Annotated in this window: 9 protein-coding genes; 3 read left to right on the top strand and 6 right to left on the bottom strand. The window is 34.0% G+C overall.

What is annotated here, in order from left to right:
• The first annotated feature begins 2 nt into the window (after positions 1-2).
• The 3 genes from ACNC7R_RS04450 to ACNC7R_RS04440 all read left to right on the top strand — a co-directional run bounded on the left by ACNC7R_RS04450 (position 3) and on the right by ACNC7R_RS04440 (position 3,381).
• Positions 3-1,721, top strand: a complete 1,719-nt coding sequence (locus tag ACNC7R_RS04450; RefSeq protein WP_417939777.1) for a PspC domain-containing protein — start codon at positions 3-5, stop codon at positions 1,719-1,721.
• An 8-nt stretch (positions 1,722-1,729) separates the two neighbouring features.
• Positions 1,730-2,461, top strand: a complete 732-nt coding sequence (locus ACNC7R_RS04445) for a head GIN domain-containing protein (protein WP_417939776.1) — start codon at positions 1,730-1,732, stop codon at positions 2,459-2,461.
• Positions 2,462-2,547: 86 nt separating this feature from the next.
• The gene (locus ACNC7R_RS04440; protein WP_417939775.1) at positions 2,548-3,381 is read left to right on the top strand and encodes a GIN domain-containing protein; all 834 of its coding nucleotides are present in this window, start codon (positions 2,548-2,550) and stop codon (positions 3,379-3,381) included.
• A gap of 131 nt (positions 3,382-3,512) precedes the next feature.
• Here ACNC7R_RS04440 and trxB read toward each other — a convergent pair whose 3' ends face one another.
• From trxB to ACNC7R_RS04410, 6 genes are all read right to left on the bottom strand, one after another.
• Positions 3,513-4,460 (bottom strand): thioredoxin-disulfide reductase, encoded by a 948-nt coding sequence (gene trxB, locus ACNC7R_RS04435; RefSeq protein ID WP_417939774.1) that lies wholly within the window; start codon positions 4,458-4,460, stop codon positions 3,513-3,515.
• Between the two features lie 201 nt (positions 4,461-4,661).
• Positions 4,662-5,837: a cation:proton antiporter gene (locus ACNC7R_RS04430; protein WP_417939773.1), complete on the bottom strand. Its 1,176-nt coding sequence runs from the start codon at positions 5,835-5,837 to the stop codon at positions 4,662-4,664.
• A gap of 77 nt (positions 5,838-5,914) precedes the next feature.
• Positions 5,915-6,367: an Hsp20/alpha crystallin family protein gene (locus ACNC7R_RS04425; protein WP_417939772.1), complete on the bottom strand. Its 453-nt coding sequence runs from the start codon at positions 6,365-6,367 to the stop codon at positions 5,915-5,917.
• 1,001 nt (positions 6,368-7,368) lie between these two features.
• The gene (locus tag ACNC7R_RS04420) at positions 7,369-10,428 is read right to left on the bottom strand and encodes an efflux RND transporter permease subunit (RefSeq protein WP_417939771.1); all 3,060 of its coding nucleotides are present in this window, start codon (positions 10,426-10,428) and stop codon (positions 7,369-7,371) included.
• Positions 10,429-10,434: 6 nt separating this feature from the next.
• The gene (locus ACNC7R_RS04415; protein WP_417939770.1) at positions 10,435-11,475 is read right to left on the bottom strand and encodes an efflux RND transporter periplasmic adaptor subunit; all 1,041 of its coding nucleotides are present in this window, start codon (positions 11,473-11,475) and stop codon (positions 10,435-10,437) included.
• A 13-nt stretch (positions 11,476-11,488) separates the two neighbouring features.
• A complete protein-coding gene (locus ACNC7R_RS04410; RefSeq protein ID WP_417939769.1) occupies positions 11,489-12,823 on the bottom strand; it encodes a TolC family protein in 1,335 nt (444 codons plus the stop codon).
• Positions 12,824-12,844 lie beyond the last annotated feature (21 nt).

The following is a 12,844-nucleotide window of genomic DNA, read 5'->3' as shown; positions in this document are numbered from 1 at the left end:
TCATGAACAAAACAGTAAATATTAACTTAGGCGGTATGTTTTTTCACATCGATGAAGATGCATATTTAAAATTGACACGCTATTTTGACGCAATAAAACGATCACTTAACAACTCATCTGGTCAGGATGAAATTATCAAAGATATCGAAATGCGTGTTTCTGAACTTTTGACAGAAAAACAAAAAAGCGAAAAACATGTTGTTGGCTTAAAAGATGTTGACGAGGTGATTGCTGTAATGGGACAACCTGAAGATTACAGACTTGAAGATGAAGAAAATGTTAATCAGTCTTTTAATTATGATAACAGAAAACACAAAAAATTATACCGAGATAAAGAAAAAGGTATGATTGGTGGTGTTGCTACCGGGTTAGGACATTATTTTGGAGTTGATGCTGTATGGATTAAAATCGTGTTCTTAATATTTGTTTTTGCAGGTTTCGGAACTGGGATTTTAGCATATTTTGTATTATGGATTGTAACTCCTGAGGCGGTTACAACCTCAGAGAAACTGGAAATGACAGGAGAGCCGGTAACCATTTCTAATATCGAAAAGAAAGTTCGTGAAGAGATTGACTCATTGTCTGAAAAATTTAAAAATGCAGATTATGACAAAATGGGAAACCAGGTAAAGTCGGGAGCTGAGAGAATAAGCAGCTCATTTGGAGACTTTGTCATGACGGTTTTTAAAATCTTCGCAAAATTTTTAGGAGTCATTCTTATTATGTCCGGAGTTACTGTTTTAATATTATTACTAATTGGAATCTTCACTTTAGGAACAAATATTTTTCTTGATTTCCCTTGGGAAAACTTTATTGAAGCCGGAAATTTTACGGATTATCCTATCTGGTCATTCGGACTATTAATGTTCTTTGCTGTTGGAATTCCGTTTTTCTTTTTGACGCTTTTGGGTTTCAAACTGTTGTCACCAAATACAAAAACTATCGGAAACATTGCAAAATATACTCTGTTAGCGATTTGGATAATTGCAGTTGCCATTGCAATCAGTATTGGAATCAAACAGGCTACGGAAATTTCATACGACAATAAAACAGTAGAGAAAAAAGCAATCAATATTAGTCCGAACGATACACTATATGTAAAATTCAGATACAATGATTATTATGCCAAAGACCTTGACCATCATCATAGAGACTTTGAATTTGTACAGGATTCTGCCAACAACGCATTGATTTATTCAAATGATGTCCGATTACATGTTTTGCATACAGATGAGGCAGCCCCTTATTTACAAATCGAAAAAAGCGCCAGAGGGAACTCGTTTACGAATGCTAAAAAAAGAGCAGAAAAAATCAATTATAACATTGCCATTAAAGGAAATTATTTAATTTTGGATAATTATTTTCTTACAGACATTAAAAATAAATTCAGGGGTCAGGAAGTAGATGTGTATTTATATTTACCAGAAGGTCAGTTATTTAAACCAGATGCTTCTATACAGGATTATGACGATTCTGAAGATGATTTTTTCAACTTACACTTTAGTGGCAACTATAACTATAAAGTAGAAGGTTCTAAAATAAAATGTCTGAACTGCCCTGCTGATGAAGATGATGACAATGATGTAGAAGAAGATACTATTGCCAATGATACTGTCAAAGAAGTTTCAATTAAAATCAACGGGGAAGAAGTTTTAAATGCCAAAAAAGGAAAAGGAAAACTAACCACAGATAAAAACGGAGTTATTATCAAAATTAACTAAAAAAGACCATGATAAAAATAATCATTCATATTACGAAATTTATTATTGCAGCTATCACCGCATTATTATTTGCTTCATGCAATTTTAATATTAATTCAATTGAAGGCAGTGGAAATGTTACTACCGAAAAAAGAATTGTTCAGGGTGATTTTAAAAATGTATCTGTCAGTAATGCTATTGATTTAGTTATTGAACAATCTGATTCTACAGAAATTATTGTTGAAGCAGACGATAATATACAAAAAGAAATTACAACAAAAGTTCAAAACGGAACTTTGATCATATCATGCAAATTCAGTTCGTTTAACAACGTGACCAAAAAAGTTACTGTAAAAATGCCGGTCATTGACAAAATCGAAGCTTCGAGCGCCTCATCTGTACACAGCAAAAATGTACTTCAGGGAGAAAATATACATGTGGATGCGTCAAGTGCTTCTACAATAGATGTCAACATTGAATCCGACAATATCACTTTTGAATCCGGAAGTGGCAGTACCATAACTGCAGAAGGAAAAGCATTAAAAATAAAAACATCAGCCTCTAGCGGCTCCAGCATCAATGCAGAGAAATTATTAGCAAACGAAGTTGAAGCAGAAGCGTCAAGCGGGGCCAGCATAAGTGTGCATCCTATTTTACGATTAAAAGCAGATGCGTCAAGCGGAGCAAGCATTAATTATGATTCATCTCCTAAAACAATAGAAAAATCGGAAAATTCAGGAGGAAGCATTAGTAATGAATAAGACTATTTAAGTGTTAAATATAAAAGAAATCATTCATCAAAAGTGGATGATTTTTTTATATTTGTCAAAATCAAAATTTAGAATTAATGAAAAGAAATACAGTACTGTTTTTACTACTATTAGTTACAACTTTAACTTTTGCCCAAAAAAGAGAAAAAATAAAAGGTTCTAAAATTGTTACCACATCCATAAAAGAAATTGGTGATTTCGATGGTCTGGAAATAGATGATAATATTGAAGTCTACCTGGAAAGAGGCGAAAAAAACGAAATAAAAATTGAAGCCGATGATAATTTACATGACATTATCGGAATGGATTTAAGAGAAAAAACACTTCGTTTGTACACTTCAAAAGCGTCTACAATTTTTAAAAAATTATCAGTCCGTGTTACTTATACAAAGTCATTATCAAAAGTAATTACTAAAAATGATGCCATAGTATATGCTATTCAGGAACTTCAGTTAGATGATATAGCATTTAACAGTTTTGATTATTCTAAATTATTCCTGAATGTCAATGCTAAGAAATTCAGTTTAGTTGCTGATGATAAATCCAAATCGGAAATAAATTTAAAAGCGGATGAAGCAACTTTACAATTAAGCAAAAATTCCTCTATAAAATCTCTGGTATCAGCAATTAAATTCAAATGCGATTTATACCAGAAAGCAAACGCTGCCATTGAAGGTGCCGCTGAAAAAGGAAGTGTTCGTATAGACAACAATTCTACTTTCACAGGAAATAAATTTACTATTAAAGAAGCCAATTTTACTGCTGAAAATAATGCAACAGGAACCGTAATGGCAGAAAATTCAATTTCACTTGCCATTGGAGACAAAGCCGAAGTTTCGCTTTTGGGAAAACCAAAAATAGAACTTACACGTTTTAGTGAAGAGGCCAAATTGATTAAGAAACTTAAATAAAGGTTTCAGTTTTCAGGTTTGTAGAAATAAAAAAATCCATTCTTAATGCGAATGGATTTTTTTATTTGTGGAATTCTAGGTGAAGTTTTAACAATCAATTGAAACTTTAAAGAAAACCTGAAACCAAATTTTTATTCTTTAGAAGCCAGATAACGCTCAGCATCAAGCGCTGCCATACAACCTGTGCCAGCTGCTGTAATGGCCTGACGATACACATGGTCGGCAGCATCTCCAGCCACAAAAACACCTGCTACATTTGTTTTAGATGTTCCCGGAGTGTTTACAATATAACCTGTTTCGTCAAGGGTGATGTAATCTTTAAAGATATCTGTATTTGGTTTATGACCAATGGCTACGAAAAAACCTGTTGCAGGAATTTCAATAACTTCTCCGTTAGTTTTATTTAATGCTTTGATAGCGTGAACTACATTTCCGTCCCCTAAAACTTCAACTGTGTCATGATTCATTAAAATCTCAATATTTTCAGTTTTACGAACGCGTTCTTCCATAATTTTAGAAGCTCTGAATTTTTCGCTTCGTACCAGCATCGTCACTTTTTTACAAAGTTTTGACAAGTAATGTGCTTCTTCACAGGCAGAATCCCCTGCTCCTACAATTACGACTTCCTGATTACGATAGAAGAACCCATCACAAACCGCACAGGCAGAAACTCCTCCCCCCATATTCAGATAATGCTGTTCTGATGGCAGTCCCAGATATTTAGCAGAAGCACCAGTAGAAATAATCACGGTTTCACAGTGCAATTCTATCTTATCGTTAATCCAAACTTTATGAATATCTCCTGAAAAATCAACTTTTGTAGCCCATCCATCACGTATATCCGCCCCAAAACGTTTTGCCTGTTCCTGTAACTGGATCATCATTTCCGGACCTGTTACCCCATCAACATAACCCGGAAAGTTTTCAACTTCATTTGTCGTTGTCAACTGACCTCCAGGCTGCATTCCCTGATATAGAACCGGATTCATATTTGCCCTGGCAGCATAAATAGCAGCAGTGTAGCCTGCGGGACCAGAACCAATAATAAGGCATTTAATTTTTTCGATTGTATCTGACATAATATTATGGTTGTGTTAATAATTATGTTGCAAAAATAAGTTTTTATTGTTGGAAAATAGAATACGGTTAATCAGTTTTTATTATTCTAAAATAGAGTACTGTAAATCCGTTAAATAAAATACATTGAACAAAATTAAAGAGAATACGAACAGAGAACAAGATTACAGAATGATACTGAAGCGTAACTAACTTTTAAATTTTCAATAATTATCTCCTGATATAACAGGCAATCGATAGATTAGACGCTGTATTATTGTCAGCCAAATGCTTGAAAAAAGCATCGTGAAAGTTATAACAGAAAGCGTAATCTGATGTATGTAGCTGTCAACAAGTCCAAGTGATGCAGCGAGAGTGACCAGCACGAAGCTGAATTCACCTATTTGCGACAAAAGCCCTCCTCCATAAAGACTGTCGCGCAAGTTATTTCCGGTAACTTTAAAAAGTATGGTATTAATAAAACTGTTAATCACTAATACACTGATTGCAATCATGATAATTATACCTGCATTATTACTGACAAAGTTGATATCAAGCTGCAGCCCAATGGCAAGAAAAAAGAAAGCCATAAAAAAAACCCTGAAAGGAATTAATGACTTTCCAAGCCATCGTGTTGCTTTATCCTGACCAATTATAATTCCGCCTGCAAATGCCCCAAAGGCTGGAGACAGCCCAAACCACGAACTAAACCAAGCCATTCCAAAACAGATACAAAAACCAATAAATACCTGTAGATCATGATCGGCAATTATTTCTCTCCGCATAGGAATCTGAAAAAGCTTTTTCGTAATTGCAGCTCTCAGGAACAATAGTATTAGTACCCCGCCTATACATACTTTTACAAGCTCGAAAATAGTTATATGAGTACCCGAGAGAAAATTCAGGGATAAGATCATCGGAATAACAAGTACATCTTGTACTAACAGTACTCCACAAGTTATAATCCCCAACTGACTTTTAATTTCTCCGGTTCTTTCCAAATATTGAAAAACAATTGCCGAACTACTCAGGCTTATTACAAACGACAGCAACACTATTGTATTAAATGACCATCCAGCCTTCCCTCCTATTAAATATATACATACAAAACTCAACACAATCTGGACTAAAGCAATAAGAAAGGGTTTGTAAAAATTTTGGCTAAAGTGGCGTAAATCTAAGTCGGCACCTATAGAAAACATCAAAAGCACAATTCCTATTTCTCCTAAATCAGCCACTACTTCAGGAGCGTGAATTATATTGAAAAAATTAGCCCCAAGAAGTACACCAGATACTATATAAGCAATAAAATAAGGTTGTTTAAACCGTCTCAACAACAAAATTAGAAACAAAACTACACAGGAAAGTACAGCTATCCCTGAGAATAATTGTGACGACATAGAATAAGAATATTTATCAAAAAACAATAAAAGCCGCCCTAAAAGGGGCAGCTTTGCACAAGGGTAAAAAAACGAAATTAAGCAATTTCAATCACTCTTGGAGGTTTTTGCTTAGCCTCTTCTTTTTTTGGAATAGATAAATGGAGAAGTCCATTTTCATAACGGGCACTGATCTTGTCCTCATCGACCACGTTTTTAGGAAGTTCAAAACTTCTCTGGAACGACTGATAGCTGAATTCCCTGCGAGTAAAATTCTCCTGCTCAGTAGTGTGTTGATTTTGTTTTTCTGATGAAATAGTCAGCAGGTTACCGTCAAGTGTTACTTTGAAGTCGTTTTTGTCCAAACCAGGGGCAGCAACTTCTACTTCGTAATTATCTGAAGTTTCTTTGATGTTTACTGATGGCAACGTGGTGCTTGTAGTTGAAAAATTGTTGCTTTCCCAATTGAAAAGCTCACGGCCAAAAACGTCATCAAAAAACGTACGTGGCAAACCATTAAGCTGGTTTCCGTTTCTCTTGATAAGATTCATAACATTTTACTTTTAAATTGTTTAACAATATTTTTTTGAACATACACTGATTATCAGCGCTTCAGGTCTAAAACCAAAATTATGCCAATCAAAAAAAATGACATTTTTTCAGTTTCTGCAATACACTACGTGTTTTTGATTATATTGAATTTTTATAATTTTTTCATACAACTTTTTAAAATTTGTGACAATCGAATTTTAAATATTTTTCGAATTTTAAATTTCACAATCATTTTAGAAGCCATTATTTATACTGACAGATTTACAATATTTATCTGAAATTTTGTCAACCTTCACAATTTAAAGGTTGGTATTTTATCCTAATTAGCAATAAAAGTTTAAAAGTTCAAATTATTGTTATAAAACAAAACAAATCCTACTAATTCAACCTAACCAATTAATGAAAAAGAAAAGGCTTGAAGCAATAAGCGTTATTTTGGAATCGGAATAAGATATGAGATTGACGTTTCAGATAATATACAACAGTCGCTAGCCTTAAATATTTATCTAAATAATGTTGATTTAGAAAATGCGATAAATAAATTATATCATAATAAAACATTTGATACAGAAACTATAATAGGCACTGGGCTTAACTATTTTACTTATCACTCTTTGCGAGGATAAAAGGTGCATTCTAAATATGCACTATCCATTTTACATAATGATATCAGCATAAAATATAAACTAGCCTTAACCTCATTTACAATCGTCAAAAAACTACTTATTAAAATTGAAAAAAAATCTGTCATTATTCAACATCATATAAAAAAATTAATTTATTTTTATTAAAAATTTAACTAAAACTCTAAAACGATAGAAAACACCTTTACTTTAAATCCAATGTGATTAGTATAACTTGACCTCCTCGCAGCAAAGGGAAAGTACCTACTTCACAGGTATTCCAGAATAACCATTAGGTAGGCAATTTGACGTAACAAGATCGTTATCTGGCACATCAGTAAAGCTGTTTTCTTCATTTTTATTTTTCTAAATTATTATTAGTTGTTTTCCAGCTCTTCCAGTTTTGGCGGAATCAATTTATACATAACAGGAGTTACAATTCTAGCCAAAATGGTTGAACTTATCAAGCCACCAATTAGGACAATCGCCAATGGAGATATTTGAGGATTGGGATTCACTGCCAGCGGAATCAAACCACAGATGGCTGTGACTGATGTTAAAACTACCGGAAGAAAACGAGTTTCACCTGCAATGGCAATAGCTTCATCAATAGATTTACCTTCTTGTCTTAACTGATTGGTAAAATCAACCAAAAGAAGGGAGTTTTTGACTTGAATTCCCGACAATCCAATGAAGCCAATAATAGAAACCAATGACATTGGATTTCCTGATGCGATTAAGAATAGTACACCTCCAAGAACGCCTAACGGAATGATGGACATCACAATGATGATTCCTTTGAATGTTTTGAATTGTAATAATAAAACAGCGATGAATAAAAACGTACTCAATATAATTACAGCAAGAAAATTACCACCTAAGGAATCTCCTTCCGATTCTTTTTCACCGGAGAGTTTGTAATAATAGCCTTTTGGCATTTCAAGTTTATCCAGTTTTGGTATAATAGTTACCAATAAATCATTGGCTAAATACCCCTCTTTTGTCATCGCACTGACTTTTGAAAAACGTGATTTATTAAAATGGTTTATGGCTGTAGGCGCTGTTTCAAAAGATAGTGTTGCAATTTGATTTAGAGCAATTGGTGTTCCCTGAACATTGTTCACATATAAATTCTTCAGTGCATCAAGATTAGAAAATTTATCCCTTGGTAACGTAATGGTCACGTTTCTTGCATCACCACGATCATCTATATAATCACCAACTGTTAAACCCGCAACAGCCAGACGAATTACTTTATCAATTTCACTCGTTAGTACTCCTAATGTTCTTGCTTTTTCTTTATTAATTTTGACTTTAACATCCGTTTTATAGGTGTTTAACTCGTTATTGATGTAAACGGTTCCTTTCTCATTTCGTAAAATAGTTTGTACTTGAGAAGAGAGTTTGCGCAAAACGTTCTGGTCTTCACCAAATAATCGTACTACGATGTTGGCTTCTAATGGTGGTCCTTGTTCAAAATCTTTCACTTCGACTTTAGCATAAGGTATCGTTTTAAATTTTTCGCGCAATTCTTGTATCAGTTTAGTTTTTTCGGAAGGTTTTGCTTCCTCTTCTAATTGCACGAAAATTTGAGCAAAATCAGATTTTCTATCCTGTGGATGCACATTGTAGTAAATCTGTGGATTTCCGTGTCCCACATTGGAAGTGAAATATTCAATTTCTTTGTGGTTTTTCAATTCTTTTTCTACCAATTTTGTTACCCTGTCACTTTCCGAAATATTGGCTTGAAGCGGCATTTTTATATTGATTAAAAACATTGGTTTTTCTGAAGTTGGGAATAATTTAAATCCGGCAACAGAAAACAATCCAAAGGCAATTACACTTAAAAATATAGAAATGGCAATAGTTGTTTTTGGAAATTTTAATGCTTTAGGCATAATATCTCTGTAAGCTCTTGTTAGAATTTTTTGCAAATACTGAAGGAAAATATTCCCTTCTCCGTGTTCGTGGGTTTTTAGAAATCGGCTTCCTAAAAACGGAACCAATGTTAAAGCCACAAGCATAGAAGCCAATACACTCGTGATAACCGCCATAGGCAAACTTCTGATAAATTCACCTGCCATATCTGGTAGAAAAGCTAATGGTAAAAAGGCTATAACCAAAGTGGCTGTAGTACCCACAACAGCAATGCCAATTTGCTTTGTGCCTTTTAAAACGGCATCCATTTTAGAATGTCCTTCACGAAGCCAGCGTTCAATATTTTCGACTACAACAATACTATCATCAACTAATAATCCTAAAGCAACCACTAATCCAACAATACTCAATTGATTTAAGGAGAACCCTAAAGCATTCATTGCAATCAAACCCAAAGCCAATGATAAAGGAATAGAAATCATTACAATAAGTGAGGCTCTTCCGCCCAAAGGCAATAAAGTAATTACAACCAATAGAATTGCTAAAATAAAATCAAAACCTAAATGCCCTAAACGACTTGCTACCATATCGGCTTGGTCAAAGTTTTTTATGAGTTTGATGTTAGCTGGTAAATCTTTAGAAAAGGCATCTACTATCGGTAAATATTCTTTCTGAACATTACTAATATTTACATTGTCTTTCATTCCCGCAGTAACCAAAACGCAACGGTGTCCGTTAATTCTGGTAATATGATTTACTACTTCTGATTTATAATTTACATCAGCTACTTCTTTTAGATAGATGATTTTTCCATTGGCATTATAAACAACCGTATTGGCGACATCATCGGCATTTTTGAATTTACCACTTGTTTTTACATTGAATACTTTGGTGTCCAAATCAATACTTCCGCCAGGAATATCGGCAGCTTCACTTTGTAAACTTCCCATTACGATATTCAATGGTATTCTTAACTGCGCCAATTTCTCCAAATTCAAATCCACACGGATTTCCTGCTCCGGAATACCACTGTATTTTACATCCTTAAGATTGGTTATTTTTTCAATTTTTGTCTTTAGTTTATCCGCTTCATCACGCAGTTTTTTGTCAGAAGCATTTTCAGAAACCAAGGCTACCTGAAGAATTTTTACATCTGAAGACGAGATTTTTTCGGTTTTGATTTGGTAAATATCTTTTGGTAATTCACTGCTTTTTAGCGCGTTCATTTCGGTAGAGATTTCCTGATATTTATTATCGACATCCACTCCGTATTTGAACTTTACCTGAAAAGCAGCAACACCATCTTCTACAGTGGTTAGTATTTTTTCAATGTTTTCTAAGCCGTAAATCTTATTCTCAATAGGTTTTACCACTTGTTCTTCCATATCCTTCGGACTTGTGCCGGGATAAATAACCGTAATCAAATATTGTGGTGGATGTGTTGACGGGTCTTCTGCTCGTGGCATCGTAAATAAGGTAAGAACACCTACTACAGCGACTAACAGCGCTAGAATCAGCGTGAACTGATAATTTTTAACGGAAAAATTAGTTATTTGCATAGCCTATTATTTTATGATTTTGATAGTAGATTGTTCGTTGAGATAAGCACTATTAGAAATTACAATTTCATCCGTTTTTCGAAGACCATCTTTGATGAATACTCTGTTATTTTCAAATTTAGCAATCGTAACAGCTTGACGTTTTGCCTTGTTGTTCTCTACGATAAAGACAAAAGCATTGTTTCCATCGGCTTCAATAAGCGAGTTATAAGGAATAATGATGAAATCTTCGGCTTTATCTGCTTTAATTTGAGCTTTACCAAACATTCCGACTGCTGGTTTGTTGTTTTTCATATTCAGTTTTAGTTCCACTTGAAACGAACCTAACGACCTATCAGCAGCTTGTGATTTTCTGAAAATAGTAGCGTCAAATTCTTCATCTGGAAATCCATCAAGCGTTACTTTTGCTTTTTGACCAATAGTTACTGCTGCCCATTCTTGGTCGGTTAAACCCACTTTTAATAAATAATTGTTGTTTTTTGTGGTTTCGTTTATGGCCAAAATGGGTGAACCCGGACCAACTACTTCTCCTTCATTAGCTATTTTTGCAGTAACAAAACCGTCGGCTGTAGCATAAATTTTAGCATAACGTGCATTGAAAGCAACGGCATCTTTTTGTTTTCGGGCAATATCTAAACCTGTTTTTGTATTTTGGAGTTGCTCTAAAGTATATACGCTGTCTTTGTAAAGATTTACAGCACGATTGTAATCACGCTCGTATTTTTTTACATTCAAGTCCGATTGATTCAAGCCCGAACCGATTTCGGTTTCATCTAATGTCGCCAAAAGTTGTCCTTTTTTGAAAAACTGACCTTCATTTACATAAATTTTACGGACAACACCACCAATTTTAAAACCATAATTGGCTTGATTTTCTGTAGTTACCAAACCCGAAGCATTTATATCGCTTGTAAGAGCCAATGATTGAACCGTAGCGGTTTTTATCGAAATAACATCGGCATTTTCAAAGGGATTTTGTTCTTTTTTTTCTTCTTTACAAGCATAAAAAAAAGGGAGTACGAATAGGATAATTATTAATTTTCTCATAATTGTTTTGTTATTAGTTGTTTAAAGTAAAAGAAGCATTGGCTCTCTCTAATTCCGCATAGGCTATCCACGAATTATAAAGAGCTATATTGGTATTTAATTGAGCATTTACCCACTGATTTTGTGCGTCTAAAAGTTCGATGTAAATGGCTTGGCCTTCTTTATACAACTTGGTTATGTCCTCGTTATATTTTTTGGCCGATTCTTTTTGATTTTTATTGGCATTAAATTGTTCCAAAGCTGATTTTAGATTATTCTGTGAAATTTGAAACTGAAGCAATAATTGTTGTCTCACATTATCGGTCTGTGAACTTATTTTTTTAGCATCCTCTTCAACCTGTTTGAGTTTGTATTTATTTTTATTGCCAGAAAAAATGTTCCATTGCAAAGCAAGTCCAGCAAAATAATAGCGGGAATCTTTATTTACTTCAAAATCAAAATCCTGAAAACCAAAATCTGCAAATCCACTTAAGGTTGGAAGCCAATGTGATTGAGTGAGTTTGCCAACGGTTTCGTTTAACTCTTTTGCCTGTTTTAGTTTCTGAAGTTCTTCTCTGTTTGCTGTGTTTTCGACAACCAAATCGCTTGGTACAATTTCATTAGCATCGGTGCCGATAGGTGAGTCCAGTTTTTCGTTCAATAAAAAATTGAAGTAAGCCTGAGCATTTGTACTAGTTTGCTTTGCCGTTTCTAAATTGGCTTGGATGCGAATGACTTCATTATCACTTCGCAAAACAGCGGTGCGGTTTATTTTGTCATTTTTGAATAAAGATTGATTAACCCTTTGATTTTCCCTAACCAATTTGAGTGCATCCTCATAAATCTTAATGCCTTCAACAGATTGTAGGTATTTGTAGTACGCAATTTTTATTTCCTTTACTAATTCCCTTTTGTAGATTTCCAATTCAATAGTTTGTAAGGAAGTTTGTTGGGTTTTAATTCTCTTATTGTAGATGATTTCAAAATTCAACAATGGCATTGTAGTGTGAATTTTGGCATCATAAAAATTATCAGGGTTAATGAGAACTGACTGATTTTGTAGGGTAGGGAATGAGTTGGAGTTTGTGATTTGATTTAAGGTACTGTACACCGGATTCAGTAAATCGCCAATCGGAATATCAATAGTTCTTCCACCTTCAGCTATTGTATAATTTCCATTTAGGGTAACAGTAGGATAAAACAAGGCACGTGCTTCTTTCAAAGCATACATACTTTTATTTATGTCAAAGTTATGTTGCTTGATGACTTCGTTATTTTTTAGTCCAGCCTCAATATAGCCGTCTAGCTTACTTTGGGAATATCCTTGATATCCAAGTAAAGTGGTGATAAGAATTAGTGTTTTTTTCATTTTATATTACATTGTTTTTTA

This window comes from Flavobacterium adiutor (assembly GCF_048282555.1).
Taxonomy (GTDB): domain Bacteria; phylum Bacteroidota; class Bacteroidia; order Flavobacteriales; family Flavobacteriaceae; genus Flavobacterium.
Note: the sequence above shows the minus strand (reverse complement) of the source record. Positions and strands in the feature narration are given on the sequence as shown.

What these genes read in the sequence shown, in the direction of transcription:
- ACNC7R_RS04450 (WP_417939777.1), top strand. Translation starts at nt 3, where the DNA reads ATGAACAAAACAGTAAATATTAACTTAGGCGGTATGTTTTTTCACATC.
- ACNC7R_RS04445 (WP_417939776.1), top strand. Translation starts at nt 1,730, where the DNA reads ATGATAAAAATAATCATTCATATTACGAAATTTATTATTGCAGCTATC.
- ACNC7R_RS04440 (WP_417939775.1), top strand. Translation starts at nt 2,548, where the DNA reads ATGAAAAGAAATACAGTACTGTTTTTACTACTATTAGTTACAACTTTA.
- trxB (WP_417939774.1), bottom strand. Translation starts at nt 4,460, where the DNA reads ATGTCAGATACAATCGAAAAAATTAAATGCCTTATTATTGGTTCTGGT.
- ACNC7R_RS04430 (WP_417939773.1), bottom strand. Translation starts at nt 5,837, where the DNA reads ATGTCGTCACAATTATTCTCAGGGATAGCTGTACTTTCCTGTGTAGTT.
- ACNC7R_RS04425 (WP_417939772.1), bottom strand. Translation starts at nt 6,367, where the DNA reads ATGAATCTTATCAAGAGAAACGGAAACCAGCTTAATGGTTTGCCACGT.
- ACNC7R_RS04420 (WP_417939771.1), bottom strand. Translation starts at nt 10,428, where the DNA reads ATGCAAATAACTAATTTTTCCGTTAAAAATTATCAGTTCACGCTGATT.
- ACNC7R_RS04415 (WP_417939770.1), bottom strand. Translation starts at nt 11,475, where the DNA reads ATGAGAAAATTAATAATTATCCTATTCGTACTCCCTTTTTTTTATGCT.
- ACNC7R_RS04410 (WP_417939769.1), bottom strand. Translation starts at nt 12,823, where the DNA reads ATGAAAAAAACACTAATTCTTATCACCACTTTACTTGGATATCAAGGA.